Origin of the sequence: Streptomyces violaceoruber (assembly GCF_033406955.1) — a bacterium.
In the GTDB taxonomy this organism is placed as follows: Bacteria; Actinomycetota; Actinomycetes; order Streptomycetales; family Streptomycetaceae; genus Streptomyces; species Streptomyces violaceoruber.
Genome location: NZ_CP137734.1, coordinates 6,041,472 through 6,066,574, shown reverse-complemented (window position 1 = coordinate 6,066,574; position 25,103 = coordinate 6,041,472). Strand labels below are relative to the sequence as shown.

23 protein-coding genes are annotated in these 25,103 nt (G+C 74.1%); 11 read left to right on the top strand and 12 right to left on the bottom strand.

Annotated features, from left to right (window positions below; all coding sequences use genetic code 11):
* The first annotated feature begins 43 nt into the window (after positions 1-43).
* The gene (locus R2E43_RS27055) at positions 44-721 is read left to right on the top strand and encodes a hypothetical protein (RefSeq protein ID WP_332056654.1); all 678 of its coding nucleotides are present in this window, start codon (positions 44-46) and stop codon (positions 719-721) included.
* On the opposite strand, the gene R2E43_RS27050 is transcribed toward R2E43_RS27055, so the two are convergent.
* The 3 genes from R2E43_RS27050 to R2E43_RS27040 form a co-directional block, all read right to left on the bottom strand.
* Positions 705-926, bottom strand: a complete 222-nt coding sequence (locus tag R2E43_RS27050; protein WP_332056653.1) for a DUF397 domain-containing protein — start codon at positions 924-926, stop codon at positions 705-707. The genes R2E43_RS27055 and R2E43_RS27050 overlap by 17 nt on opposite strands.
* The gene (locus tag R2E43_RS27045) at positions 923-1,777 is read right to left on the bottom strand and encodes a helix-turn-helix domain-containing protein (RefSeq protein ID WP_332056652.1); all 855 of its coding nucleotides are present in this window, start codon (positions 1,775-1,777) and stop codon (positions 923-925) included. Before R2E43_RS27045 ends, R2E43_RS27050 begins: the two co-directional genes overlap by 4 nt.
* A gap of 88 nt (positions 1,778-1,865) precedes the next feature.
* Entirely contained in the window at positions 1,866-2,480 is a 615-nt protein-coding gene (locus tag R2E43_RS27040; protein ID WP_332056651.1) for a TetR/AcrR family transcriptional regulator, read from the bottom strand.
* 128 nt (positions 2,481-2,608) lie between these two features.
* On the opposite strand from R2E43_RS27040, the gene R2E43_RS27035 reads away from it, so the two are divergent.
* Together R2E43_RS27035 and R2E43_RS27030 are read left to right on the top strand one after the other, a co-directional pair.
* A complete protein-coding gene (locus R2E43_RS27035; protein WP_332056650.1) occupies positions 2,609-3,385 on the top strand; it encodes an ABC transporter ATP-binding protein in 777 nt (258 codons plus the stop codon).
* Positions 3,379-5,856: an ABC transporter permease gene (locus R2E43_RS27030; RefSeq protein WP_332056649.1), complete on the top strand. Its 2,478-nt coding sequence runs from the start codon at positions 3,379-3,381 to the stop codon at positions 5,854-5,856. The genes R2E43_RS27035 and R2E43_RS27030 overlap by 7 nt, the downstream gene beginning before the upstream one ends.
* Positions 5,857-5,910: 54 nt before the next feature.
* Here R2E43_RS27030 and R2E43_RS27025 read toward each other — a convergent pair whose 3' ends face one another.
* Together R2E43_RS27025 and R2E43_RS27020 are read right to left on the bottom strand one after the other, a co-directional pair.
* Entirely contained in the window at positions 5,911-7,137 is a 1,227-nt protein-coding gene (locus R2E43_RS27025) for an MFS transporter (RefSeq protein WP_332056648.1), read from the bottom strand.
* A gap of 121 nt (positions 7,138-7,258) precedes the next feature.
* Positions 7,259-8,311, bottom strand: coding sequence for an endonuclease/exonuclease/phosphatase family protein (locus tag R2E43_RS27020; protein ID WP_016326071.1), 1,053 nt, complete (start codon positions 8,309-8,311; stop codon positions 7,259-7,261).
* Positions 8,312-8,630: 319 nt separating this feature from the next.
* On the opposite strand from R2E43_RS27020, the gene panB reads away from it, so the two are divergent.
* The 3 genes from panB (at position 8,631) to R2E43_RS27005 (ending at position 11,544) form a co-directional block, all read left to right on the top strand.
* Positions 8,631-9,506: a 3-methyl-2-oxobutanoate hydroxymethyltransferase gene (panB, locus tag R2E43_RS27015; RefSeq protein WP_003976556.1), complete on the top strand. Its 876-nt coding sequence runs from the start codon at positions 8,631-8,633 to the stop codon at positions 9,504-9,506.
* A 185-nt stretch (positions 9,507-9,691) separates the two neighbouring features.
* On the top strand, positions 9,692-10,723 hold the full coding sequence (locus R2E43_RS27010) for an ATP-binding cassette domain-containing protein (protein WP_003976555.1): 1,032 nt from the start codon (positions 9,692-9,694) through the stop codon (positions 10,721-10,723).
* Positions 10,720-11,544: an ABC transporter permease gene (locus R2E43_RS27005; RefSeq protein ID WP_003976554.1), complete on the top strand. Its 825-nt coding sequence runs from the start codon at positions 10,720-10,722 to the stop codon at positions 11,542-11,544. Before R2E43_RS27010 ends, R2E43_RS27005 begins: the two co-directional genes overlap by 4 nt.
* A gap of 21 nt (positions 11,545-11,565) precedes the next feature.
* Here R2E43_RS27005 and R2E43_RS27000 read toward each other — a convergent pair whose 3' ends face one another.
* Entirely contained in the window at positions 11,566-15,534 is a 3,969-nt protein-coding gene (locus R2E43_RS27000) for a BTAD domain-containing putative transcriptional regulator (RefSeq protein WP_408649119.1), read from the bottom strand.
* Positions 15,535-15,720: 186 nt separating this feature from the next.
* On the opposite strand from R2E43_RS27000, the gene R2E43_RS26995 reads away from it, so the two are divergent.
* A complete protein-coding gene (locus R2E43_RS26995) occupies positions 15,721-16,518 on the top strand; it encodes a site-2 protease family protein (RefSeq protein WP_003976552.1) in 798 nt (265 codons plus the stop codon).
* Between the two features lie 6 nt (positions 16,519-16,524).
* On the opposite strand, the gene R2E43_RS26990 is transcribed toward R2E43_RS26995, so the two are convergent.
* Entirely contained in the window at positions 16,525-16,725 is a 201-nt protein-coding gene (locus R2E43_RS26990) for a hypothetical protein (RefSeq protein WP_016326075.1), read from the bottom strand.
* 53 nt (positions 16,726-16,778) lie between these two features.
* On the bottom strand, positions 16,779-17,498 hold the full coding sequence (npdG, locus tag R2E43_RS26985) for an NADPH-dependent F420 reductase (protein ID WP_332056646.1): 720 nt from the start codon (positions 17,496-17,498) through the stop codon (positions 16,779-16,781).
* A gap of 131 nt (positions 17,499-17,629) precedes the next feature.
* On the opposite strand from npdG, the gene R2E43_RS26980 reads away from it, so the two are divergent.
* Together R2E43_RS26980 and R2E43_RS26975 are read left to right on the top strand one after the other, a co-directional pair.
* Positions 17,630-18,244, top strand: coding sequence for a hypothetical protein (locus R2E43_RS26980; protein WP_003976549.1), 615 nt, complete (start codon positions 17,630-17,632; stop codon positions 18,242-18,244).
* 413 nt (positions 18,245-18,657) lie between these two features.
* Positions 18,658-19,953, top strand: coding sequence for an MFS transporter (locus R2E43_RS26975; RefSeq protein ID WP_011028234.1), 1,296 nt, complete (start codon positions 18,658-18,660; stop codon positions 19,951-19,953).
* Here R2E43_RS26975 and R2E43_RS26970 read toward each other — a convergent pair whose 3' ends face one another.
* Positions 19,954-20,196 carry a hypothetical protein gene (locus tag R2E43_RS26970; protein WP_003976547.1) on the bottom strand — a complete coding sequence of 81 codons (243 nt, stop codon included), beginning with the start codon at positions 20,194-20,196 and terminating at the stop codon, positions 19,954-19,956.
* A 58-nt stretch (positions 20,197-20,254) separates the two neighbouring features.
* Between R2E43_RS26970 and map the strand changes: the two genes are divergently transcribed.
* Positions 20,255-21,112, top strand: coding sequence for a type I methionyl aminopeptidase (map, locus tag R2E43_RS26965; RefSeq protein WP_003976546.1), 858 nt, complete (start codon positions 20,255-20,257; stop codon positions 21,110-21,112).
* Positions 21,113-21,276: 164 nt separating this feature from the next.
* Positions 21,277-21,933, top strand: coding sequence for a biliverdin-producing heme oxygenase (locus tag R2E43_RS26960; RefSeq protein ID WP_408649118.1), 657 nt, complete (start codon positions 21,277-21,279; stop codon positions 21,931-21,933).
* Positions 21,934-21,948: 15 nt separating this feature from the next.
* On the opposite strand, the gene R2E43_RS26955 is transcribed toward R2E43_RS26960, so the two are convergent.
* From R2E43_RS26955 to R2E43_RS26945, 3 genes are read right to left on the bottom strand one after another with little or no spacing between them, the layout of a single operon-like run.
* Positions 21,949-22,593 carry a PhzF family phenazine biosynthesis protein gene (locus R2E43_RS26955; protein ID WP_003976544.1) on the bottom strand — a complete coding sequence of 215 codons (645 nt, stop codon included), beginning with the start codon at positions 22,591-22,593 and terminating at the stop codon, positions 21,949-21,951.
* Positions 22,594-22,601: 8 nt separating this feature from the next.
* Positions 22,602-23,441 carry a hypothetical protein gene (locus R2E43_RS26950; RefSeq protein ID WP_038534900.1) on the bottom strand — a complete coding sequence of 280 codons (840 nt, stop codon included), beginning with the start codon at positions 23,439-23,441 and terminating at the stop codon, positions 22,602-22,604.
* 41 nt (positions 23,442-23,482) lie between these two features.
* Positions 23,483-25,093 (bottom strand): HtaA domain-containing protein, encoded by a 1,611-nt coding sequence (locus tag R2E43_RS26945; protein WP_038534897.1) that lies wholly within the window; start codon positions 25,091-25,093, stop codon positions 23,483-23,485.
* Between the last annotated feature and the right edge of the window lie 10 nt (positions 25,094-25,103).

Genomic DNA, 25,103 nt, shown 5'->3' with positions numbered 1-25,103 from the left:
TTGGCGGGGTCCGTTCGGCGCGGCGGCCGGGGGAAGGGAACTCGTGGTGCGGGAGTGCTGGTTCTGCGGCGAGGCCGCCCCACCGTCGTGGCACGACCATGTCCTGGGGTTGCACAAGGACGCGGACACCACCATGACCCCGTTCATCATCGTCCTGCGCTCCACCTGGCGGATGGAAATCGTGTCCGTGCCACGCTGCGCCCGCTGCCACACTGGACACCAGTTGGAGCGGACAGCGGCGGTGCTCGCCCTGGCCGCGTTGATCGCCTACGCCGCCAGTGGCCAGCTGGACCGGCTGCTCGGCATCCTGTCGTCCTCGACCGGGGAGCGGGTGGTCGCGGCGGTCTGGGCGGCCGTCGCCTGCCTGCCGGGGCTCGCCTGGATCGCGATCCGCCTGGGCCGACTGCCGTGGCAGCGCCTGGCGCCCCGTCGCAGGGGCTACGCCCGCCACCACCCGGAGTACGTGGAACTCCGGGCGGACGGCTGGAAGCCCAGGGCGGGACCTCTCCACTACTGGCGAAGCCCGCCCAACCCCCATCACCCTCCGCCCGCGAATCGCCCCCGGCGGCTGATCGGTGGCTCCTTCGAGCTGCTCGGGGCAGCCTGCGGGCTCGCCGTCCCCGTCGCCTATTTCACCGGTTACGAAGAACTGGCCGGAGTCCTCATCGCGGCAACGGCCGGGCTGCTCTTCGTGGCCTCGAAGGTCAAACCCGAGGACTGAGCGCGCCCGGCCAGGCCACGAACGTCGTCCACGTCGCCGATTCGACGGCGAGGCGGGGGCCGTCGGGGCGCTTGGAGTCGCGGATGTGGATGGTGGCGGGGGTTATCGCGACCTCGACGCAGTCGTTGCCGTCTCCGCTGCTGCTGTAGCTGCTCTTGAACCAGACGGGACCGGGGGCTTCCGAGGCTGAGGTGACGCTGTTCATGACTCTCCAAGCATCTGCTCGATGACGGCCCGCGACTCTCGGGGCGTGAGAGCCTGGGCCCGGATCATGCCATAGCGCAGCTCAAGGATCCGGAGCTGCTTCGGGTCGGACACCGGCCGCCCGTTGAACGCCCCTTCGGAGCGCCCCACCGCCGTACCGTCCGGAAACTTCAGGACCTCGATCAGGCCGCCCGTGCCGAAGTGCTCCTCGCAGTCGGTCGGCATCACCTGAATCGAGACGCTTCGCAACTCGCCCAGCTCAAGCAGTCGTTCGAGCTGCCCACGCCACGCCATTCTGCCCCCTACCGGCCGGCGAAGCGTCGCCTCCTCCTGGACAAAACTGAGGGTCGGCGCCGGGGACCGCTCGAACACCGACCGGCGTGCCAGTCGTGCCGCAACCATGCTCTCGGTCTCTTCCTCGGTGTACGCGGGCAGCCACGTGTCGAAGAGCGAGCGCATGTGTTCCTCGGTCTGCAACAGCCCGTGGATGTTGTGGTTGGCGTACAACGAGACCTCCACCGCTGTCGCCTCCAGCTTGGCGAGTTCCCGCACCTGCTTGGGATACCGGACCCTCTTCACGTCCTCCCAAGCCGCAGCGATGAGACCGCCCGCGTCGAGGACCTGGTCCGCCTTCTCCAGGTACTCCCGCCGGGGGATCCGCTTCCCGCCCTCGACCTTGTAGACGAGATCCTCGCCGTAACCGACCGCCACCCCGAAGTCGCCCGCCCGCATCCCCACCGCCTCGCGGCGCAGCTTCAGCTGCCTCCCCACCGTGGTGAGGACGGCCACACCCCACTCGTCGTCCGGGTCGACCTCCCAACCCGGCTCGTCCGCCTCGCCGTTCACCGACATCCGCACCCCTCCGCCGTACGCGTCCTATCGCGACGTACGACAAGATAGACGGGCGGACTACGCCGAGTGACGGAATGCGGCCACTCTGTCACCCGGACGTGCCGCACAGTCCCCGCTCCACCGCATCCGTCACCCTGCGCTCCGCCTCCTCCGCCTGCGGCGGACGCAGGCCGCGCAGGGGCCCGTCGGTGAGGAGTACGGCCATGCCGTGGACGGTGGACCAGACGAAGTACTCAGCGTCCGGGCGGTGTTCGGGGGGCAGGGCGCCCGCGGCGGCGAGATCGTCCAGGGCCTCGGTGAGGAGGCGGTAGGCGGTCCGGCCCTCGGCCCCGGCCGCTTCCTCCGTGTCGGTGTCGGCCATGCCGGTGGTCGCGAACGCGGCGCGGAACAGGCCCGTTTCGGCCTGGGCGAAGGCGAGGTAGCCGCGGGTCAGGGCGCGCAGGCGGGCGCGGGCCGGAGAGCCTGTCACCAACTCGCGTTCCATCGTGCGGGCCAGTTCCGCCAGGCCCGCCTGCGAGACCGCGGCCAGCAGGGCCCGGCGGTCGGCGAAGTGGCGGTAGGCCGCGTTCGGGGCGACGCCCACCCGCCGGGTCGCCTCGCGCAGGACCACCGCGTCCGGGCCGCCCTCGCGGGCCAGTTCGACACCGGCCGCGATGAGCGCGTTGCGCAGGTCGCCGTGCCGGTAGGTGTCCCGTGGCGCCATCCGTGCTCCTCTCTCCGCAGTCCTCCCGCCCCCGCGATGTGGACGGCGTTCACATCGGCGGCTAGTCTACGACGCGTCGAGGATGTGGACGGCGTCCACATATGGGCGATCGAGGGGGAGCGGGCGGGATGAGGGACGACGACGCGGTGCGGCTCGAGGCGCTGACCAAGCGGTACGGATCGGGGCGGACGGAGGCGACCGTGCTCGGGCCGGTCGACCTGGGGTTCGAGCGGGGGTGTTTCACCGCCGTGATGGGGCCCTCGGGGTCCGGCAAGTCGACCCTGCTGCAGTGTGCCGCCGGGCTCGACGGGCCCAGTTCCGGACGCGTCCTGCTGGACGGGACGGACCTGACCTCGCTGAGCGAGACCCAACGGACCCGGTTCCGCCGGACCGCCACCGGGTTCGTCTTCCAGGCGTACAACCTGCTGCCCTCCCTCACCGCCGAGCAGAACGTGGCGCTGCCCCTGCGGCTCGCCGGGCGGCGCCCGGCGCGCGGGGAGGTGCGGCGGGCGCTGGAGCAGGTGGGGCTCGGCGACCGGGCCGGGAGCCGTCCGCATCACCTCTCCGGGGGCCAGCAGCAGCGAGTGGCCGTCGCCCGGGCGTTGGTGACCCGCCCTGCCGTCCTCTTCGCCGACGAGCCGACCGGGGCGCTCGACCTGACGACGGGGCACGAACTGCTGCGTGTCCTGCGGGATCTGGTGCACTCCCCCGGTGAACGGGAGGCGGGGACCGTCGTGATGGTCACGCATGATCCGCAGGTCGCCGCGTTCGCCGACCGCGTGGTCTTCCTCGCCGACGGGCTCCTCGCGGGAGAGCTGCGCTCGCCCACCGCGGAAGCGGTCGCCGAGCGGATGACGGCGCTGGGCCGCCCCGCGGCGGAGGAGACGGCGGGTGCCCCGTGCTGAGGATCGCGCTGGGCACGCTTCGGCTCCGCTGGGTGTCGTTCCTCGGGACGGTCGTCGCGCTCGTCCTCGCGGTGGCGCATTTGACCGCTCTCGGTGTCGTACTGATGTCGGCGGCGGAGCCCGCGCAGCGGCCCCCGCACCGGTTCGCCCACGCGCCCGCCGTCGTCCTGCCCGCCGATCCGCACTGGGACTCCGCACAGCACGATCTGGGCGTACGGTCGCCCGCCGCCGCCCGCGGACTGTCCTCGCGGTTGATAAGGGACGTGTCCGCGACGGGTACCACGGTGGTCGACCGGGCCTTCTACGCGCAGCTCGCGGACGGCGGAACGAAGAAGCAGGTCGGCCACCCGTGGCCGGTGGCCCAGTTCGGCGGGTACGCGCTGCGGCACGGGCGGGCGCCGCGCGCGGGGAACGAGATCGTCGTCCCCTCCGGCCGAGCGCGCACCGGGGAGTCGGTGACCGTGCTGACGGCCGACGGGCCGGGGCGCTACACCGTCGTCGGCACGGTGACGCCGGTCGGCTGGGAGGACGCCGTCTTCTTCAGCGCGGCGGAGGCGGAGCGGCTGTCGCCCCGCGTCGACGCCCTGGTCGCGCTGGGGCCGGTGGAACGGGTGCGCGCGCTGGTCCCGGACACGGCCGAGGTGCTCACCGGGGCCGACCGGCACCGCGCCGACGCGGACGCCGCCGACGACCGGGAGGCCCTGGACAACACCCTCACCCTGCTGCCGGTGATGGCCGCGGTCGCCGGTACCACGGCCGTGTTCGTGGTGGCCTCCACGTTCGCCTTCGCGGTGGTGCAGCGGCGCCGGGAGATCGCCCTCCTGCGGACCGTGGGCGCCACCGGACGGCAGGTGCGCCGTATGGTCCGCGCCGAGGCCCTGCTGGTGGGCTGCCTCGCGTCAGCGCTCGGCGGGGCGTTGGGACTGCTGGGCACCCGGCCGCTGACCGGCCTGCTCATCGCGATGGACATCGCACCGCCCTGGTTCGCGGTGGAGATCTCCGCGCGCCCGGGAGTGCTCGCGCCGCTCGGGGCCGCCGTCCTGACGGGGCTGCTCGTGGCCCTGTGCGGTGCGGTGGCCGCCGCGCGCCGGGCCTCCCGGGTGCGGCCGGTGGAGGCGCTGCGGGAGGGTACGGCCGAGGACACGGCGGTGCCGTCCGGCCGGGCCGCCCTCGGCCTCGTGGGGCTGGCCGGCGGGGCGGGGACGGCGTGCTGGATCGGGCTCGCCGCGCCCCGGACGGTCCTCTCCCCCACCGCGTACGTGGTCTCGCTGCTGGTGCCCGTCGTCGCGATCGCCGCGCTGGCACCGCTGCTCGTGGGCCCCGTCGTCCGGGTGCTGACGCGGCCGTTGCGGCGGCTGCGCGGCCCGGCCGCCCTCCTCGTGCGGCAGAGCGCGCTCACCTCGCGCCGGCGTACGGCGGCCACCGCGGCGCCGGTGCTGCTGACGGTCGGGCTCGCCCTGTCCCTGCTCACGGCCACCGACTCGCTGGGGGCCGCCCGGGACGCGGGGTTCCGGGCGGGGGTCGGGTCGCCGTACGCCGTCGTGCCGGAGGGCGGGGCACCCGGGTTCAGCCCGCGGGTGGCGGAGCGGGTGGCCCGGGTGACGGGCGTGCGGGTGGCCGCGCCCGTGCTGACCACCGTCTACTTCCCCGACGGGGACGGGCGGCTGGCGGAGAACGACGGGCTCGCGGTGGACCCCGAGGCCCTGCGCCGGTCGTCCCGCCTCGAGGTCGTGCAAGGGTCGCTGGACGATCTGGACGAGCGGAGCATGGCCGTTGCCCAGCGGTGGGGAATGGAGGTCGGCGACCGGGTGCGTACGAGGCTCGCGGACGGCCGCGAGGTCACCCTGCGGGTGGCCGCCGTCTACGCGGCGCTGCCCGGCGAGGACGTGGCGTACCTTCCGGAACGCTTCGCCGGGACGGGCCCGTTCGCCCGCGACGGCCTGGTCCGCCGCGCCGCGCTGTCCCTGGCCCCGGGGACGGACCGTCCAGCGGCCCTGGCGCGCGTACGGGCGGTGCTCACGGACAGCGGGGCGCGGCTCACCACCCGGGACGGACTGGTCGCCGCCGAGGCCGCGCAGGCGCGCCGGCTCACCGAGACCCGGCAGCGGTCCACCGCCGTGATCGTCGTGCTGTTCTGCTTCGTGGCGATCCTGAACACCCTGCTGATGGCGACCGCGGACCGGCGCCGCGACGTGACCGTCCTCGGCCTGGCCGGGGCCACACCGCGCCAGGTCCTGCACTTCTTCGTCGCCGAGGCGCTGCTGGTCACGGCGGTCGGGGTGACCCTGGCACTGCTCGCCGCCGGGGTGAACATCCTCGGCCTCGGCGCCGCCCTCCACCAACTCTTCGGCACGGCGCCCATCGTCGTTCCGTGGGCGGCGGTCGGCGCGGTCACGGCCGCCTCGGCCTTGCTGGCGGTACTCGGCACGGTGGTACCGGTGGCGTCCGCGCTGCGGCGTCGCGCCGCCTGAGCCGTCGGCCGGATGCGCGGAGACGCCGGGCACCGGCCCACCGCCGCGCCCCGGTCACCGCCGTACCGCCTCCACCGGCTCCGGCACGTGCCCCGCGACCACCCGCTCGCGCCCGGGAACCGGGGCGAGGACCGCGCGACGCCGGTCCACCGTCCACGCCGTGGCCGCGACCGCGAGGCCGAGGACCGCCAGGGCCGCGCCCGCCGTCGCCGGGGAGGTGGCCCCGAATCCGGCGGCCAGGGCCAGGCCGCCGATCCAGGCGCCGCCCGCGTTGGCGAGGTTGAAGGCGGCCTGGTTGGCGGAGGAGGCCAGGGAGGGGGCCGCGGCGGCCTTCTCCATGACCATGAGCTGGAGGGGCGAGCCGGTGACGAAGGCGGCCATGCCGAGCAGGGCCACCGACGCGGCCGCCGTGACCGGCGTACGCATGAGGAGGGGGAACAGCGCCAGGACCACGACGAGAGAGGCGAGGCCGCCGAAGAGGGTGCCGCGCAGGGAGTGGTCGGCCAGGCGGCCGCCCAGCAGGTTGCCCGCGGTGGCGCCGACGCCGAAGAGGGCCAGCAGCAGCGTCACGCTGCTCTCGGCGAACCCGGCGGCGTCGGTCAGCATCGGCGTGATGTAGCTGTAGGCCGCGAAGAGCGCGCCGAAGCCCGCGACCGTCGTCCCGAGTGCCAGCCAGACGGGCAGGGAGCGCAGGGCGGCCAGTTCGCCGCGCAGGCCCGTGGTGGGGGCGGGGGCGCTGTCGCGCGGGATGAGGAAGGCCAGCGCCGCTATCGCCGCCACGCCGATCGCGCTCACGCCGAGGAAGGTGGCCCGCCAGCCGAGCTGCTGGCCCATGGCGGTGGCGGCCGGGACGCCGACGATGTTGGCGACGGTGAGGCCGAGGAACATCAGGGAGACGGAGCGGGCCTTGCGTTCCGGCGCGACCATGCCGGTGGCCACGACCGCGCCGACGCCGAAGAAGGCGCCGTGCGGCAGGCCGCTGACGAAGCGGGCGGCGAGCAGGGAGATCTCGCCGGGGGCGACGGCCGACAGGGCGTTGCCCACCACGAACAGCGCCATGAGGGCGATCAGGACGGCGCGGCGGGACATCCGGGTCGTCACCGCGGCGAGCAGCGGGGCGCCGATGACGACGCCGAGCGCGTAGGCGGAGACGAGGTGGCCGGCGGTGGGGATGGAGATGCCCAGGTCGTCCGCGACGTCGGGCAGCAGGCCCATCATCACGAACTCGGTGGTACCGATGCCGAAGGCGCCCACGGCAAGGGCGAGCAGGGCCAGGGGCATGAGGGGGTCTCGCCTTTCGAGAGCGGGGTTGCGTACGGGAGGCCGGGAGGGCCGGGCGGGGACGACTGTATGTTCCCGTACGGAACAAAGACTCTCAGGGCGGGTATTCCGCAGACGAATTCTAGGAAGCCGTTGTGTCGACCTTCACACGCGCGGCGATCGGCAGGTGGTCGCTGCCGGTCGCCGGGAGGGTCCAGCTGGTCATCGGTTCCACGCCGGTGACCAGGATCTGGTCGATGCGGGCCATCGGGAAGGACGCCGGCCAGCTGAAGCCGAAGCCGTCGCCCACGGCGCCCTGCGGGGAGCGCAGCTGGGAGGTGATCGCGGTGAGCGAGCGGTCGTTCATGGTTCCGTTGAGGTCGCCCAGCAGGATCTTGCGGGGCAGCTTCTCGTGGGAGATGGCCTCGCCGAGGGCGTCGGCGCTCTTGTCCCGCTGCCGCGCGGTGAAACCGGCCTCCAGCTTCACCCGTACGGAGGGCAGGTGGGCGACGTACACCGCGATCGGCCCGGAGGGCGTGGTGACGGTGGCGCGCATCGCGCGCTTCCAGCCCAGCTCGATGTCGACCGGCTTCACCCCGCTGATCGGGTACTTGCTCCACAGCCCGACGGTGCCGACGACCGCGTGGTGCGGGTACTTGGCCGCCAGCGCCTTCTCGTACGTCGGTACGGCGGACGCCTTCAGTTCCTCCAGGGCCATCACGTCCGCACCGGCGGCGGCGACGGCACGGGCGGTGCCCGCCGGGTCGGCGTTGTCGGCGTTGACGTTGTGCGTGGCCACGGTGAGGTCGCCGCCGGAGCCGGTCTTGTCGAAGAGCAGGCCGCCGAAGAGGTTGAGCCACACGCTCACCGGCACCACCAGCGCGATCAGCGCCGTCGCCGACTTGCGGACCAGCGCGATCACCAGCAGGACCGGGATCAGCAGACCGAACCACGGCAGGAAGGTCTCGGTGAGGCTGCCGAGGTTGCCGATGGCGTTCGGGATGTGCGAGTGGGCCGCCATGACCGCCGACAGGAGCAGTGCGACCGCCGCCGTGACCAGGCCCCGGCGCCAGATCCGCCGGTCGCCGCGCCAGCCGCTGACCGCCCGGTCGAACAGGCGCCGAATCCGGTTCTCCCGGCGCTCGGGGTCCGAGCCGCCGCCGTCCGTCTCCGTCATGTACGCCTGCTGCGCCATACCGTTGCCTCACTGCCTGCTGTGCACACCGTCGCCCCCTGTGACTCAGCACCATAGGGGATGATCGGTTCCGATCCCGCCGCCCTGGACGGCCGTACGGGGACGAGGACGTACGGGCCGTCCCGCGGAGTTCCGCACTGTGCCGGGACGGGCGGCTCTGTGACACAACGGGCACATTTGACCCCATGAGTCGCTCTCTGCTCCTTGACGGGGTACGTGACGGGGGTCCCCTAGCCGCCGGGGCGCGACAAGTGCCACCATGGAAGGGATCCGGGGACGCCGTCAGGGCGCCTCGAGATGACATGAAGGAGCCGTTGCCATGACGCAGCTTTCGGCTGCCCAGACGCCGCAGCCCAAGCCCGCCGACGGGAACAGGGCGCTGTACGGGGGCAAGATCAACCGCCGTATCACCGTCCGGGACATCACCGCCGCCAAGGAGCGCGGCGAGAAGTGGCCCATGCTCACCGCGTACGACGCGATGACCGCCTCCGTCTTCGACGAGTCCGGCATCCCGGTGATGCTCGTCGGCGACTCCGCGGGCAACTGCCACCTCGGCTACGAGACCACCGTGCCCGTCACGCTGGACGAGATGACGATGCTCTCGGCCGCGGTAGTCCGGGGCACCAGCCGCGCCCTGATCGTGGGCGACCTGCCCTTCGGCTCCTACCAGGAGGGCCCGGTGCAGGCGCTGCGCTCGGCGACCCGGCTGGTCAAGGAGGCCGGGGTCGGCGCGGTCAAGCTGGAGGGCGGCGAGCGCTCGCACCGGCAGATCGAGCTGCTGGTGGAGTCCGGCATCCCGGTGATGGCGCACATCGGCCTCACCCCGCAGTCCGTCAACTCCATGGGCTACCGGGTGCAGGGCCGCGGCGAGGAGGCGGCCCAGCAGCTGCTGCGCGACGCCAAGGCGGTCCAGGACGCGGGCGCCTTCGCGGTCGTCCTGGAGCTGGTGCCGGCCGAGCTGGCCGCCGAGGTGACCCGGACGCTGCACATCCCGACGGTCGGTATCGGCGCGGGCCCGGACACCGACGCCCAGGTGCTGGTGTGGACCGACATGCTCGGGCTGACCGGCGGGCGGATGCCGAAGTTCGTCAAGCAGTACGCCGACCTGCGCAAGGTCATGGGCGACGCGGCGAAGGCGTACGCCGAGGACGTCGTCGGCGGCACGTTCCCCGCGGACGAGCACTCCGTCCACTGACCTCCGTCCACTGACCTCCGCTCACCAGTAGGCCATCGCGGTACGGCCACCGGCCCCGCCGATCTTCCCCCGTCGGCGGGGCCGCGTGGTTTCCCGGACGGGCCGTCGGCGGGATGTCGGTGGCACCGGCCGGCTGTCGGTGGGATGTCGGTGCTTTGTCGGTGCCCCCTGCCATCGTCTGGGGCATGAAGCGAATCGACGACATCCCCCGGGCCGCGGACAGCGCGGTCACCGTGCGGGGGCTGGTCAAGCACTACGGCGAGACCAAGGCGCTGGACGGCGTCGACCTGGACGTGCGCGAGGGCACCGTGATGGGCGTGCTCGGTCCGAACGGCGCCGGCAAGACCACCCTCGTACGCATCCTGTCCACCCTCATCACCCCCGACTCCGGCCAGGCGCACGTCGCCGGGTACGACGTCGTGCGGCAGCCGCGGCAGCTGCGCCGCGTCATAGGGCTGACCGGGCAGTACGCCTCCGTGGACGAGAAGCTCCCCGGCTGGGAGAACCTCTACATGATCGGCCGGCTGCTCGACCTGTCCCGCCGGGACGCGCGCACCCGCGCCGACGAGCTGCTGGAGCGGTTCTCGCTCACTGAGGCGGGCAAGCGGCCCGCGTCCACCTACTCCGGTGGCATGCGGCGCCGGCTCGACCTGGCCGCCTCCATGATCGGGCACCCGGCCGTGCTGTTCCTGGACGAGCCCACCACCGGTCTCGACCCGCGCACCCGCAACGAGGTGTGGGACGAGGTCAAGCGCATGGTCGGCGACGGTGTCACCGTGCTGCTCACCACCCAGTACATGGAGGAGGCCGAGCAGCTCGCCTCCGAGCTGACCGTCGTGGACCGCGGCAAGGTCATCGCGAACGGCGGCATCGAGGAGCTGAAGGCCAAGGTCGGCGGCCGCACCCTGCGCATCCGCCCGGCCGACCCGCTGCAACTGCGCCCGCTCGCCGCCTACCTGGACGAGCTGGGCATCACCGGGCTCGCCAGCTCCACGGTGGACACCGAGCGCGGGACCGTGCTGGTGCCGATCCTCAGCGACGAGCAGTTGACGGCCGTGGTCGGCGCGGTCACCGCACGCGGCATCACCGTCTCCGCCGTCACCACCGAACTCCCCAGCCTGGACGAGGTCTTCCTGTCCCTCACCGGCCACCGCGCCAGTGCCCCGCAGGACCCCGCCCCCGTCACCGACGACACCCGCGAGGAGGTCGCCGTATGAGCGCCGCCACGTACGCCCCCGACACCCTGACCACCCCGGACGCGCGGATCACCCCGCGCGCCCACCTCCGGCACACCAGCGCGCTGATCCGCCGCAACCTGCTGTGGATCCGGCAGGACCCGGAGTCGATGTTCGACGCCATCCTCTTCCCGATCGTCTTCACGCTGCTGTTCGTGTACGTGTTCGGCGGCTCCATCGGGCAGTCCCTGGGCGGCGGCCAGCAGGCGTACGTGCAGTACGTCATCCCCGGCCTGATGGCCATGATGGGCATGAACATGGCCCAGGGGGTCGGCACCGGCTTCAACCAGGACTTCAACTCCGGTGTCATGGACCGCTTCCGGTCGCTGCCGATCGGCCGCGGCTCGGTGCTGTTCGCGAAGATCGCGGTGGAGCTGCTGCGGATGCTGTTCGCGACCGCGGTGCTGATGGTCGTCGCCGTCCTGGTCGGCTTCGACATCACCGACTGGGCGGGGCTGCTGGCCTCGGTGGGGCTGTCCGCGGTGTTCGGCTCGGCGCTGATGTGGGTGTTCCTGACCCTCGGCGTGGTCATGAAGAACGCGCAGTCCGTGCAGGCGATGGGGTTCCTGGTGCTGATGCCGTTGCAGTTCGGTTCGTCGATCTTCGCGCCGACCGACTCGATGCCGGGATGGCTGCAATCGTTCACGGACTACAACCCTCTGTCCTCGCTGGCGGACACCGCGCGCGGGCTGATGTTGGGCGGTCCCGTCGCGCACGACCTGTGGGTGACGCTGGCCTGGTCCGCCGCACTGACGGCGGTGATGGCACCGATCGCCATCCACAAGTTCCGTACGAAGTCCTGATCCGCGCCCGTGTGGCAGGCGTCAGACGAGGGCGACGGCCTCCTGCGGGGAGAGCCGGCCGCCCTCGGCGTACGCGGCGTCGTACGCCTCGCCGCCGAGCGCCCCGCGGACCCGTTCGACGGCCCGGCCGCGCGCGTCGCGCTCCATGCCGGTCGACACGTGCCCCGGCGGCAGCATCGCCTCGGCGGCGCCCAGGCACCGGGCGCCGTCCGCGGCCCGGTCGCCGCCGTCCAGGCGGGCCAGGGCCATCGCGGCGATGGTCAGGTACGCCGAGCGCATGTGCGGGGCGATGGCCGCGGACAGCGGGTCCTCGGCCCGCGCCAGCGACTTGCGGATCCGGGTCAGGCACTCCTCGTGCCGGTCCTCCAGCGTGGCGAGCCACGCCTCGGCGGCGAGGATGAAGGCGTCGAAGACCACGAAGTGCGCGATGGAGAACTCCTCGCGCAGCAGCCGCAGCTGCTCGCCCGCCTCGGCCGTACGCCCCGTCATGCCCAGGTGCCCGGCGAGGAACAGCCGGGCGGCGGGCATCGCGCCGTTGTGGCCGGTCCCGGCCGTGCGGTCGATCACGTCGCGCAGGACGCGCTCGCCCCGCTCCGTGTCGCCCGCCTCCAGGAGCACGCTGCCGAGGCGGGCGTCGAGGATGTCCACCTGGGCGTGGGCGCCGATCCGCTCGGCGTGCTGCGCGGCGGCCCGGTAGTCGGCGGCGGCCAGCCGGTACTCGCCGACGCGCTCGCGGGCCTCGGCCCGCCCGGAGAGCGCCTCGGCCATGCCCCAGGCGTCGCCGAGCCGGTCGTAGATCTCCAGGGACTCGTCGGCGTCGCGGACCGCGTCGCCCGCCCAGTCGGTGCGGTTGGCGAGCATGTTGGCGCGCATCTGAAGACCGCCGGCCAGCTCCCACTCGTAGCCCGGAGTCTCCCGGCAGGTGCGCACGGTGGCGTCCATGATCCTGCGCAGCCGGTCCATGTCACCGGTGAGCATCACGGAGTAGAACCAGAGCAGGCCGGGGCTGGAACAGGTCTGCGGCATCCCCGGCTCGTAGGTGTCCGCGATGACGCGCAGCTTGCGCTGGGCCGCCGGGTTCTGCCACGCGTCCAGCTCCGTGTCCATGCACGCCAGATGGGCCAGGTGCACCCCGCGCCGGGCCTCGGCGAGGACCTCGCCGGTCATCGGGGGCGGGGCGGACGTGCACCGCTCCCACACCGGCCGGGCGGGGGTGCCCGGTTCGGCGAAGGGATCCGGGCCGAGTGCCATCACCTCGACGAACCAGTTCCGGGCCTCCACCCGCAGGTCGCGCATCTGCCAGTACCAGACCAGCGACAGCGCCAGGCACAGCGCCTCCTGCTCGTCGCGCTCGGCGACGGCGTGGCGCAGGGCGGTGCGCAGGTTCTCGTACTCGCGCTCCAGCCGCTCGATGGCCGCGAGTTGCCGCGGACCGCGCAGCAGCGGGTCGGTGGTGCGGGCGAGTTCGCGGTAGTACGTCAGGTGGGCGCGGGCCGCGGCGGCGCGTCCGCCGGCCTCGTCGAGGCGCTCGCCCGCGTATTCGGCGACGGTCTCCAGGAGCCGGTAGCGCATGCCGTCGCCGGACAGGCGGTCCGTCACCGGCGCGGCCACGACGAGGGACTTGTCGACGAGGGAGCCGAGGGCGTCCAGCGCGGCGGGCCCGCACACGGCCTCGGCGGCGGCGAGGTCGCAGCCGCCCGCGAAGACGGACAGCCGCCCCAGCACCTCGCGTTCGTCGGCGTCGAGCAGGTCCCAGGACCAGTCGACGACCGCACGCAGCGTCTGCTGGCGGGGCAGGACGGTACGGCTGCCGGAGGTGAGCAGGCGGAAGCGGTCGTCGAGCCGGTCGGCGATCTGGCGCGGGGTGAGCATCCGGAGCCGGGCGGCGGCCAGTTCGATGGCCAGCGGCAGTCCGTCGAGGCGGCGGCAGATCTCGGCGCAGGCGGCGGCGGTCTCCTCGTCGGCGTCGACGCGGAAGCCGGGGCGGGCGGCGGCGCCCCGGTCGGCGAGCAGCCGCAGCGCGGCGGGTTCGGGCAGCGGTTCCACGGGGCGCAGCGACTCCCCCGGCACGCCGAGGGGTTCGCGGCTGGTGGCGAGGACGGTCAGGCGGGGGCAGCGGGCGAGGAGTTCCTCGGTGAGGCGGGCGGCGGCGTCGACGACGTGCTCGCAGTTGTCGAGGACGATCAGCATGCGGCGCCGGCCGCAGTGCTCGACGAGCCGCTCGACGGCGGTGTCCTGCCCCTCGGAGGCGGTGGCGGCCCGCATCTCCTCGGCACCGGCGCGGTAGAGCACGGTCTCGCGGGCGCCGACGGCCGTCAGAACGGCCTCCGGTACGTCGGCGGGGTCGTCCACGGGGGCCAGCTCGGCCAGCCACACGCCGTCGCGCGCGGCGTCCCCGGCCCCTTCCGCGGCCTCCTGCGACAGCCGGGTCTTCCCGGCGCCGCCGGGCCCGAGGAGGGTGACGAGCCGGGTGGCCGCCAGGTCGGCACGCAGTCTCTCCACGTCGCCGTCCCGCCCGACGAAGGAGGTGAGCCGGGCGCGCAGGTTGCCGCGGGGGCGGGGTCCCTCCGGGGCGGGCGAGGGGGCGGACCCGGCCGACGCCGCGGCAGCGGCTTCCGGCGGCGTCGCGGCCCCGGGCCCCGTACCGGACGCGGGACCGGCGACCGGCCGCCGCCCGTCGACGGGCTGCGGACCGGGGGCGGGGGCTGTGCCGGGGGCGGGGGCTATGCCGGGGGCGGGCGTGGAGCCCGGGGCGGGGGCCGTGCCAGGCGCCGGCGTCGTACCCGCGACAGGTGCCGTACCCGGGGCGTACGAGGTGTCACGGGCGGGGCCCGCCGTACCCGGGGCGGGCGTGGAGCCCGGGGCGGGGGCCGTGCCAGGTGCCGGCGTCGTACCCGCGACAGGTGCCGTACCCCCGGCGGGCGAGGTGCCAGGGGTGGAGCCCGCCGTACCCGGGCCGGGGGCCGCCGTGCCCGGGGCGGGCGCCGTGCCGGGGGCAGAGGTCGGGCCCGGGGCAGGCGCCGTATCAGCGGCGGATGCCGTGTCGTGGGGCGGCGCGGTTGAGCTCCCCGGCGCCGTGCCGGGAGCGGGCCACCACCCTGGGGCAGGTCCCCCACCGGAGCCGGGCGCGACGGCGGGTCCCGAGGCCGGACCGGATGCCGGGTCAGGACCAGACGCAGCCCCCGCGCCGGACGCAGGACCGGGGCCCGACGCAGGACCGGGGCCCGACGTCCAGCCCGGGGTGCGGCTCCGGCCGGGCGTCGGGGTGGGAGAGGGGCTGAGCAGCTCCGCGTGGAGGGTCCGCAGTTCCGGGCCGGGATCCGTGCCGAGCCGGTCGGCGAGGAGGCGGCGTACGGCCTCGTAGGCGGCCAGTGCCTCGGCGGTGCGGCCGGAGTCGCGCAGGGCGCGCAGCCGCAGCGCCTGGAGGGGCTCGTCCAGGGGGTGGCCGTCGCACAGGGCGGTCAGCTCGGGCAGGGAGTGCTCGGCCTGGCCGAGGTCCAGGGCGGCGGTGTGGCGGGCGCGCAGGGCTTCGAAGTGCCGGGTCTCCCAGCGGGCCGCCTCGGCGGTGCGGTCGGGCAGGTCGGCGAGGACGGGCCCGCGCCACAGCGCGAGCGCGTCGTCGAGCACGACGGCCGCCTTGGCGGGGTCGCCGTCGGCGAGGGCGCGGGTGCCCTCACCGGCGAGCCGGTCGAAGCGGTGCAGGTCGACGTCGTCGGGGGCGGCGGCGAGCCGGTAACCGCCGTCGGCCGAGGCGACCGAGTCGGCGCCCAGCGCCCGGCGCAGCCGCCCGACCAGCGCTTGCAGGGCGCCCGTCGCGTCGGCGGGCGGGTACCCGGCCCAGACCTCCTCCACCAGCAGCCCCGCGGGGACGGCGCGGCCGGCCCGGAGGGCGAGCACGGTCAGCAGGGCGCGCAGCCGCGCCCCGCCGAGCGGGACGGCCGTGCCGTCGGGACGGAGTACCTGTGTGGTGCCGAGGATGCGATAGCGCACGGGACCATTGTCCCCGCTGCCGTCGGAGCCGGTCACGGGGTTTTGTCCGCGCGGCGTGGCCGACCGCCGGTTCCGCTCCGGAACGACCGCCGCCCGCGAGACGTTTCCCCCGTGCGCCCGGTACGGTCGGGCGGTCCCGCACCCCCCGCGGGTGTCGTCACGCGTGCCCGACAGTCAGGGAGTTCCATGTCCACCGCCACCGCCCGTCCCAGCGACCGGAGGATCAGTCCCGTCTTCCTCGGGATCGTCGCCGTCGCCGCGGTCACGGGCTGGGCCACCTGGACCGGCTTCGCCGAGCAGCCGGGTCTCGCCGTGTTCCTGTTCGTCACGGCCGCGTGGGTCGTCTCGCTGTGCCTGCACGAGTACGCTCACGCCCGCACCGCGCTGCACAGCGGCGACATCTCGGTCGGCGCGAAGGGCTACCTCACGCTGAACCCGGTGAAGTACACCCATGCCCTGCTCAGCATCGTCCTGCCCGTCCTCTTCGTGATCATGGGCGGGATCGGGCTGCCCGGCGGCGCCGTCTTCATCGAGCGCGGACGGATCAGGGGGCGGTGGCGGCACAGCCTCATCTCGGCGGCGGGGCCGCTGACGAACGTGCTGTTCGCCGTCGTGTGCACGGCGCCGTTCTGGCTGGACGCGCTGGACGGCGTGCCGCGCGACTTCCGGCTGGCGCTGGCGTTCCTCGCGCTGCTCCAGGTCACGGCCGCGATCCTGAACTTCCTGCCGGTGCCGGGCCTGGACGGCTACGGCGTGATCGAGCCCTGGCTGTCGTACAACGTGCGGCGGCAGGTGGAGCCGCTCGCGCCGTTCGGGCTGCTGATCGTGTTCGCGCTGCTGTGGATCCCGGCGCTCAACGGCGTGTTCTTCGACGCGATCGACGCGCTGCTGCGGGGCCTGGGGATCGGCGAGGTCGACACGTACTGCGGCTTCGAGCTGTACCGCTTCTGGCAGACCGACCCGCTGTGCACGCCGGGCGGATGAGGCCGCTCAGCCGGTGACGGACGTGGACGAGGCGGCGCGGCGGGCGTCCCGGCCGCGCTTGGCGTAGTACCAGCACATGTTCGACGACAGCCCCGACAGCAGCACCCACACGACGCCGATCACGACGCTGCCCTGCACGAAGGAGACGACGGCGGCGGCCACGGCGAGTACGCAGACGACCAGGGCGTAGAGGGCGAGGCGGGGCATGGGAACGGCTCCTGTCGGGGGGACACTGGTACCGACCAGTGTCCCCCATCGCCTCATACGTCCGTGACGCGGAGCCCGGCGTGCGCCTTGTAGCGGCGGTTGACGGAGATCAGGTTGGCGACCAGCGACTCGACCTGGTGGGCGTTGCGCAGCCGCCCGGCGAAGACGCCGCGCATGCCGGGGATGCGGCCCGCGAGGGCCTGCACGATCTCCACATCCGCCCGCTCCTCGCCGAGCACCATCACATCGGTGTCGATCTCGTCGATCTCCGGGTCCTGAAGGAGGACCGCGGAGAGGTGGTGGAAGGCGGCGGCGACCCGGCTGTCCGGCAGCAGGGCGGCGGCCTGCTCGGCGGCGCTGCCCTCCTCGGGCTTGAGCGCGTAGGCGCCCTTCTTGTCGAAGCCGAGCGGGTTGACGCAGTCGACGACGAGCTTGCCGGACAGTTCCGCGCGCAGGAATTCGAGGGTCTTGCCGTGGCCGTCCCACGGTACGGCGACGATCACGACGTCGCTGCGGCGCGCGGTCTCGGCGTTGTCGGCACCCTCGACGCCGTGCCCGATCTCCTCGGCGGCGGCCGCGGCGCGCTCGGCGGCGCGGGAGCCGACGATCACCTTCTGGCCGGCCTTGGCGAGGCGGTACGCGAGGCCCTTGCCCTGCGGGCCGGTGCCGCCGAGCACGCCGACGACCAGCCCGGAGACGTCGGGCAGGTCCCAGGGGTCCTTGGCCGGTGCCTTGGCGGGGGCCTTCTGTGCAGCACTGTCGGTAGAGGTCATGGGCCGACCCTACGTCCGCGACGGCCTGCCCAGGGGTAGGGGTCCCGCCCGCTGGAAGGGGGTCCCCGGGCCGGGTGAATCCGGGGCGAACGCCGGACCGCGCGGAGGGGGTTGCGGCAGGATGCGACCGCATGGACGCCGTACGGGTCGCGCTGCTGCGGGAAGTGCTCGCCGGGACCGAGTGGCTCGGGGCCACCCGGCGGTTCGCGGGGGCGCTGCGGGGGTCGGTGGTGCCGCACGGGGGCGGGTTGCTGCTGGTGGGCACCCCCGAGTACGAGCCCTGGCACCTGGCGGCGCACCTGGTGGACGAGGCCGCATGGTCGGGGACGCCGGAGCTGGCGCCGACGCTGGTCCGGCACGGGGCGCGCCCCTCGGACCCGGCGCATCTCGCGGTCGGCCTCGGGCGGCTGGCGGCGGCCCGGCGCGGGGAGACGCTGCTGGTGGTCACGCCCGAGGACCCCGGTGCCCGGCTCCTGGAGCGGGTGCACGACGCCCGCCGGGCGGGTGCGACGGTGCTGGCGCTGGGCACCGACCGCGCCCCGGGCGAGCGGGAGCTGACGGCGATGGCGCACGAGACGCTGACCGTCCCGGACGGCGCCGAGCTGGACCTGGACACGGTGCAGCACCTGGTCAGCGCGTCGGCCGGGGAGAACGCGGTGCCGCCGCCCCGGGGCCGCCGCCGCTTCCGCGACCGCCTCTCCCGCCTCGCCGACCACCTGACGGCACCACCACCGTCCGGCTGGTGACGACTGCCGACCGCTCCTGTTCAGCCGGCAACGCCACACCCCGGCCGAATCCCCCGTCACCGTCCAGCCATCGGCCGCGCCCCCGACGACCAACCGCCCCGGCCGCCCGGCGCCCTCCGTACGGACCGCGCCCGGACGCCTGCCACCGCCGTCCGGCCGCGACCGACCGCGCCCCGGCACCCGGCACCCGGCACCCGGCACCCGGCCGCCGCAAGCCCGGCCCATGACCGCCGCAGTCCCGCCCGCGGCTGCCGCCTCCCTGCCAACCGCGGCCCGGCCGGCCGGGACCGGCGTGGGCCGGTCGTCCGTCGCCGCCGGGAAAACCGGTTGCCCGTGCTCGTCCCGCCGCCGGACGATGACCCCTCGTGACCGACACCTCCTCCGCCGACGCTCCCGTCGGCAAGGGCGCCGACGTGCCCGACGAGCCACCCGGCGGCCTGCGTGCCCTGCTGCCCGACCTGTCGCCCTGGCGGGCCTCCCCGGACTTCCGGCGGCTCTGGGTTTCGGGGCTGATCACGAACTTCGGCAGCTTCCTGACCTTCGTCGCGCTGCCGGTGCAGATCAAGGAGCTGACGGGCTCGGCGGCGGCGGTGGGCGCCATCGGTGCCGTGGAGCTGGTGCCGCTGGTGGTGTTCGGGCTGTACGGCGGTGCGCTGGCCGACGCCTGGGACAAACGGCGGCTGATCCTGTGGACCGAGGCCGGTCAGGGCGTGGCGTGCGCGGCGCTGCTGGTCAACGCGCTGGTGCCGAGCCCGGCCGTGTGGCCGCTGTACGTGATCGCCGCGTTCACCTCGGCGCTCGGCGCGGTGCAGCGCCCGGCCCTGGACTCGCTGATCCCGCGGATCGTGGCCCACGAGCACCTGCCGGCGGCCGCCTCGCTGAACGCGCTGCGCTGGCAGGTCGGCGGGATCGCCGGACCGGCGCTGGCGGGCGTGGTGGTGGCGTACGCGGGGCTCGGCTGGGCGTACGCGGTCGACCTGGTCACCTTCGCCGCCTCGGTGGCCCTGGTGGTGGGGCTCGCCTCCTCGCCCGCCTCGCACGAGGCGCGCAGGCCGTCGTGGGCGGCGATCGCCGAGGGCGCCCGGTACGCGTGGAGCCGCAAGGAACTGCTGGGCACCTACGCGGTCGACCTGGCGGCGATGCTCCTGGCGATGCCGCTCGCGGTACTGCCGTTCCTGGCCGACGAGTTGGACGCCGAGTGGTCGCTCGGTCTGATGTACGCGGCGATCCCGGCGGGCTCGCTGCTGGTGAGCGTGAGCAGCGGGTGGACCTCGCGGGTGCACCGGCACGGGCGGATGGTGGTGCTCGCGGCGGCCGGGTGGGGCGTGGCGATCGCCGCCGCGGGCTTCGCCGGGAACGTGTGGCTGGTGCTGCTGTGCTTCGTGCTCGCCGGTGCCTGCGACATGGTCAGCGGGGTCTTCCGCAGCGCGATGTGGAACCAGACCATCCCGGACGAGCTGCGCGGCCGGCTCGCCGGGATCGAGCTGCTGTCGTACTCGGTGGGTCCGCAGCTCGGCCAGGTCCGGGCGGGCGGCACGGCCGCGCTCACCGGGGTGCGGGCGTCGGTGTGGTCGGGCGGGCTGCTGTGCGCGGGCGCGGTGGGGGTGCTGGCGCTGTGCCTGCCGACGATGATGACGTACGACGCGCGGACGAACGAGCACGCGGTGCGGCTGCGCGAGAAGCGCGCAGCCGACGCCGCGAGCGGCTGATCAGTCGTCCCGGTCGCCGTCGGCGCCTCCCGCGGAGGGGGCGTCGTGCCACCTGGGGTCGTTCTCCCATTCGAGGTTGCGCTCGCGGGCGGTCTGCATCGCGTGCTCGGCCTCGGTCCGGGTGGCATACGGCCCGAAGCGGTCCTTGCCCGGGCAGTCCGGGCCCTCCTCGACCTTCTGGTGCTCCAGGCAGTAGAACCACTCGCCCGGTTTGCCGACCGTGCGCTTCTTGAACAGGGCCATGGGACAGCTCCTCTCGCCACCGACATGTTCCCCCATGGCCGCTGGTTAGACTCGCCGCATGTCTGGCCAGTCACTGCTCGTCCCAGGGGAGCTCTCCCCCACCCGTTCCGTGCCCGGAAACATCCGCCGGCCCGAGTACGTCGGCAAACCCGCGCCGACGCCGTACACCGGCCCGGAGGTGCAGACGCCCGAGACCGTCGAGGCGATGCGCGTGGCCGGGCGGATCGCGGCGCGGGCGATGGAGGAGGCCGCGAAGCACATCGCGCCCGGTGTGACGACGGACGCGCTGGACCGGGTGGCGCACGAGTACATGTGCGACCACGGCGCCTACCCCTCGACGCTCGGCTACCGGGGCTACCCCAAGTCCCTGTGCAGCTCGGTCAACGAGGTCATCTGCCACGGCATCCCCGACTCCACGGTGCTGCGCGACGGCGACATCGTGAACCTGGACGTGACGGCGTACATCGGCGGGGTGCACGGCGACAACAACGCGACCTACCTGGTCGGCGAGGTGGACGAGGAGAGCCGGCTGCTGGTCGAGCGGACCCGGGAGTCGCTGACCCGCGCGATCAAGGCGGTCAAGCCCGGCCGGCAGATCAACATCATCGGCCGGGTCATCGAGTCGTACGCCAAGCGGTTCGGGTACGGGGTGGTGCGGGACTTCACCGGCCACGGCATCAACACGTCGTTCCACTCGGGGCTCATCGTCCCGCACTACGACAGCCCGCACGCGACGACCGTCATCCAGCCCGGGATGACCTTCACGATCGAGCCGATGCTGACGCTCGGCACCCACGAGTACGACATGTGGGACGACGGCTGGACGGTCGTGACGAAGGACCGCAGGCGGACCGCGCAGTTCGAGCACACCCTGGTGGTGACGGACTCGGGCGCGGAGATCCTCACGCTGCCCTGACCCCTGACCCCTGACCCTGACTCCCGACCTCTGACCTCTGATCCACGTCGCGCGACGGCCCGCTCTCCCCGGAGGGCGGGCCGTTTCGCGTCCGGGTGGGTACGCTTTTACCGACAGCCCGTCGGCAAGCCTATTGACTTAGGTAAGCCTAACCATAGAAAATCATGCGCATGGACTCCTCCTTCTCGACGCTCATCCGCACCGCCTCCCACCAGCAGCACGTGGAGGCGGAGACCTCGACGTTCATGAGCGACCTGCTGGGCGGAGGGCTCGGTGTCGACGCCTACGCGCGCTACACCGAGCAGCTGTGGTTCGTCTACGAGGCCCTGGAGGCCGCCGCCGGGCGGCTGGCGGCGGACCCGGTGGCCGGGCCGTTCGTCCGGCCGGAGCTGCTGCGGCTGGCCTCCCTGGAGCGGGACCTGGCGCACCTGCGCGGCGCCGACTGGCGCACGGGGCTGACCGCCCTGCCCGCCACCGAGGCGTACGCGGCCCGGGTGCGCGAGTGCGCCGAGGAGTGGCCGGCGGGGTACGTCGCGCACCACTACACGCGCTACCTGGGCGACCTGTCGGGCGGGCAGATCATCCGGGACAAGGCCGAGCGGACGTGGGGCTTCGCCAGGAAGGGCGACGGGGTCCGGTTCTACGTCTTCGAGGAGATCTCCAACCCGGCCGCCTTCAAGCGGGAGTACCGCGACCTGCTCGACGGCATCCGCGCCGACGACCTGGAGAAGCAGCGGGTCGTCGCCGAGTGCAAGCGCGCCTTCGCGCTGAACACGGCGGTCTTCCGGGCGCTGGGCGAGGAGTTCCCGCTGTCCGCCTGAGTCTGCCCGCCTGAGTCAGCGCTCCAGGCGTACCCGGCCGCCGATCTCGACCCAGCCCTCGGGCTGCGGTGCGGTGAGGATCTGGGAGCCGACGCCCTGGGTGATGTTGAGGGCGCGGCCCAGTCGTCCGGTCAGCAGCAGCGCCGCCGCCCCCGTGGCCTCGTCCTCGTCGATGCCGTCGTCGCGCCCGGGGAAGGCGCGGGCCCGCACCCGTCCCGCCGCCTCGTCCTCCCACGCCCAGGCGTAGACCCACTCCCCCTTCGGCGGCACCGCGAGGTCGTCGACCTCGGCGACGGTGGCGTACTGGCGCAGGGTGCGCGGCGGCGCCCACTCGGGGCGGGCCTCGATCCAGCTGAACTCCCCGTCCAGCCGGGCGCCCACCACCCCGGCCCGCGTGACGAGTTCGGGCACGTCGAGCAGCCAGGCGGTGCCGACGCAGGGGTGCCCGGCGAAGGGCAGGCGCAGGGTGGGCGTGTAGATGTCGACGACGCCGCGCTCGGGGTCGTCGACGAACACGGTCTCGCTGAAGCCGAGTTTGGCGGCCAGCTCCTGCCGCCGCTCGGGCTCCGGCAGTACGGATCCGTCCCGGACGACGCCCAGTTCGTTGCCGTATCCGCCGTTCGGCGCGCAGAAGACCCGCAGTACGTCGTAGTCGGTCACCGGGGCATTCAAGCATCGTCCGCGGGCGGCCAGAGCGGGGTGGGGGCCTCGTCGTAGGGGAGGCCGGCGAGCGCGTCCGCGTACCCGCGTTCCAGGGCGGCACGTTGCCGTTCGGTCCCCGGTCCGGCGGGGCGCTCCGACAGCCGGGACATCCGCTCCGCGTGCCCCTCGGCGACCGCGTCGGCGGTCCGGCGCCACTGCGCCTCCTCCGGCAGCCGGGCGAGCACCGTGCAGGGCGGTTCGGCGCCCTCCGCCAGCGCCGCCACCGCCCGGTCGTGCCCGTCCAGGATCAGCCAGCCGTCGAGGAAGGACACCCACCACAGCAGGACCGGGGCGAGGGTGCCGTCCCGGGCGTGCTTGCGGTACGCCGTCACGCGCGGCGCGCCGGGCGGGGAGAGCGGGCGCAGGGGCAGGACGCCGTGCCAGCCGCCTCCGCAGAGCAGTGCGAGGACGGCGTCGGGCCAGTCCCGTACGAAGTCCTCGGTCCAGATGCCGGGAGCGAACGACGCGCGTGCGGTGACCGACCAGCGTCCGTCGTGCAGCGGGCCGTGGGGGGTGTCCTCCAGCCACCGGGCGCAGCGGTGGCGCCAGTCGGCGTCCGGGGTGCGCATCGACGCGGCGCGCAGGGGCGGCAGCGGGGAGCGGTGGCCGGGCAGGCGGCGCAGGTGCAGCTCGCGGCAGCAGCCGTCGCCGTGCCACCGTGCCCGGGTGAGGGGGCGGTCGCCCAGGTGGAGCGTGGGCGGGCCGCCGTCCCGGGCTCGTACGAAGCGCAGCGGCGGTGGGCCGGGGCGGCCCCGGACGTCCAGGATCAGGGGTCCCGGAGTCGCTTCCCGCACCGCCCGTTCCATCCGGACAGTATCGGGCGCGGACCGCCCCGGCCCGCAACGGATTACCCGGCGGACCGCGCCTGGGTCCGCCGCCTGCGCGTCGCGTACACCGCGCCCGCGCCGACCGCGACCGCGGCACCGGCCGCCGCGCCCAGCGCCGGGCCGGGTATGTCCGAGCCGGTGGAGGCGAGGCTGCCGCCGCCGATCGAACCGCCGGTGGTCGTTCCGGTGCCGCCGACGGTGGATCCGGTGCCTCCGGCGGTGCCCGTGCCCCCGCCGGTGGAGCCGCCGGCCGTGCCGGAGCCGCCGCCCGTGCCGCCGGACGTGTCCGAGCCGCCGCCGTCCGGCAGTTGGGCGTCGTCGCTCAGCGCCACCGAGAGGCCGACCGGGTCGAGGGCCGTGCCTGCCGGGTAGTTGCCGAAGACCTTCGCACCGGCGTCGGTGACGGTGGCGGCGATGCCGTCGACCGTGATGACGTTCTTGTCGGCCTTCAGGTCGCCGGACTTCGCCTCGAGGTCGGCCAGGACCACGCCCTCGGTCCGCGTGCCGAGGCTGTTCACGTCGGCGGTGAGCTTGCCGGTGCCGCCGTCGAGGGTGGCCTTGAGGTTGCTCAGGGTCAGGTCGAGGCCGTAGGTGCCGCCCGACTCGTGGCCCTTGAAGTTGACGGCGCCCTTGAAGGCGGCGGTCAGCCTGTCGGCGTCCGTGTCGTAGGTGCCGGTGGCGTCCTTGAAGGTGAACGCGCCGTTCCCGGCGGCCTGGCCGGCGCCGCCGGAGACGGTGACCCGGCCCTTGGCGATGTTGCCGACGACGTAGGCGCGGAAGGACTCCTTCACGCCCCAGCCGAGGGTGCCGTCGGCGATCTCGCCCCTGGTGGGGGCCGTGCTCGCGGGGGCCGAGGGCGAGGCGCTCGTGCTCGTCGCGGGGCCCGGGCCCTGGGTGGCGGGCGTGGTCTGCGGGCCGGTCGGCCCGGGTCCGGTGGAGTCCGTCCCGGTCGGCTCCGGGCCGGTCGGGCCGGTGGAGGGCTCCGTGCTCGGCCCGGTGGTGGGTTGCGTGGTGGGGCCGGTGGTCGGCTCCGTGCTCGGCTCCGGCGTCTTCCTGACCACCGTCAGCGGGTCCCCGGCCGCGCCCGCGTAGCTCGCGCTGCCGAGGTACTCGCCCGCCTCGGTGGTGAGGGTGGTCGCCATGTCCGTCATCGCGCGGGTCACGGCGACCTTGGCGAGCGGCACGTCGTCGCCCTTCTTGGTGGGCGTCGCGCCGGAGGTGTCGACCGTCGTCACGTCGGCGGTGATCTCACCGGCGCCGCTGTCGAAGCGCACGTCGGTGAGCGTGACCTCGAACCGGTGCGCGGCGGAGGCGCTCACCAGCTTGCCCTTGAAGCCGAGGTCGACGGCGTTCGTCGTGTGGTCGTAGGTGCCGGTGCCTCCGGTGAAGGTGAAGGCACCGTTGCCGGCGGCCTGGCCGGCGCCCTCCGACGCGGTGAAGCTGCCGAACATGCCGACGTACGTCCGGTAGGACTGCTTGATGCCCCACGTCAACTCGTAGTCCGAGAGCGGCGATCCGGCGGCCGAGGCTGCGGTGGCGCCGCCCAGCGCGGCGAGGGCGGTCGTGCCGAGGGCGGCGGCCGTGGCGACGGCGGCGGCGAGTGCGGTGGGGCGGCGTCGTCTGACGGGCATGGCTCGGTTC

Excerpts from the sequence above, each read along its gene's own strand:
- R2E43_RS27005 (WP_003976554.1), top strand. The coding sequence starts at position 10,720 with ATGAGCGCCGCCACGTACGCCCCCGACACCCTGACCACCCCGGACGCG.
- npdG (WP_332056646.1), bottom strand. The coding sequence starts at position 17,498 with ATGACCTCTACCGACAGTGCTGCACAGAAGGCCCCCGCCAAGGCACCG.
- R2E43_RS27025 (WP_332056648.1), bottom strand. The coding sequence starts at position 7,137 with ATGCCCCTGGCCCTGCTCGCCCTTGCCGTGGGCGCCTTCGGCATCGGT.
- R2E43_RS26995 (WP_003976552.1), top strand. The coding sequence starts at position 15,721 with ATGTCCACCGCCACCGCCCGTCCCAGCGACCGGAGGATCAGTCCCGTC.
- R2E43_RS27045 (WP_332056652.1), bottom strand. The coding sequence starts at position 1,777 with ATGTCGGTGAACGGCGAGGCGGACGAGCCGGGTTGGGAGGTCGACCCG.
- R2E43_RS26945 (WP_038534897.1), bottom strand. The coding sequence starts at position 25,093 with ATGCCCGTCAGACGACGCCGCCCCACCGCACTCGCCGCCGCCGTCGCC.
- R2E43_RS26950 (WP_038534900.1), bottom strand. The coding sequence starts at position 23,441 with ATGGAACGGGCGGTGCGGGAAGCGACTCCGGGACCCCTGATCCTGGAC.
- R2E43_RS26970 (WP_003976547.1), bottom strand. The coding sequence starts at position 20,196 with ATGGCCCTGTTCAAGAAGCGCACGGTCGGCAAACCGGGCGAGTGGTTC.
- R2E43_RS26980 (WP_003976549.1), top strand. The coding sequence starts at position 17,630 with ATGGACGCCGTACGGGTCGCGCTGCTGCGGGAAGTGCTCGCCGGGACC.
- R2E43_RS27020 (WP_016326071.1), bottom strand. The coding sequence starts at position 8,311 with ATGGCGCAGCAGGCGTACATGACGGAGACGGACGGCGGCGGCTCGGAC.
- map (WP_003976546.1), top strand. The coding sequence starts at position 20,255 with ATGTCTGGCCAGTCACTGCTCGTCCCAGGGGAGCTCTCCCCCACCCGT.
- R2E43_RS27035 (WP_332056650.1), top strand. The coding sequence starts at position 2,609 with ATGAGGGACGACGACGCGGTGCGGCTCGAGGCGCTGACCAAGCGGTAC.
- R2E43_RS27040 (WP_332056651.1), bottom strand. The coding sequence starts at position 2,480 with ATGGCGCCACGGGACACCTACCGGCACGGCGACCTGCGCAACGCGCTC.
- R2E43_RS26990 (WP_016326075.1), bottom strand. The coding sequence starts at position 16,725 with ATGCCCCGCCTCGCCCTCTACGCCCTGGTCGTCTGCGTACTCGCCGTG.
- R2E43_RS27010 (WP_003976555.1), top strand. The coding sequence starts at position 9,692 with ATGAAGCGAATCGACGACATCCCCCGGGCCGCGGACAGCGCGGTCACC.
- R2E43_RS27050 (WP_332056653.1), bottom strand. The coding sequence starts at position 926 with ATGAACAGCGTCACCTCAGCCTCGGAAGCCCCCGGTCCCGTCTGGTTC.
- R2E43_RS26960 (WP_408649118.1), top strand. The coding sequence starts at position 21,277 with ATGCGCATGGACTCCTCCTTCTCGACGCTCATCCGCACCGCCTCCCAC.
- panB (WP_003976556.1), top strand. The coding sequence starts at position 8,631 with ATGACGCAGCTTTCGGCTGCCCAGACGCCGCAGCCCAAGCCCGCCGAC.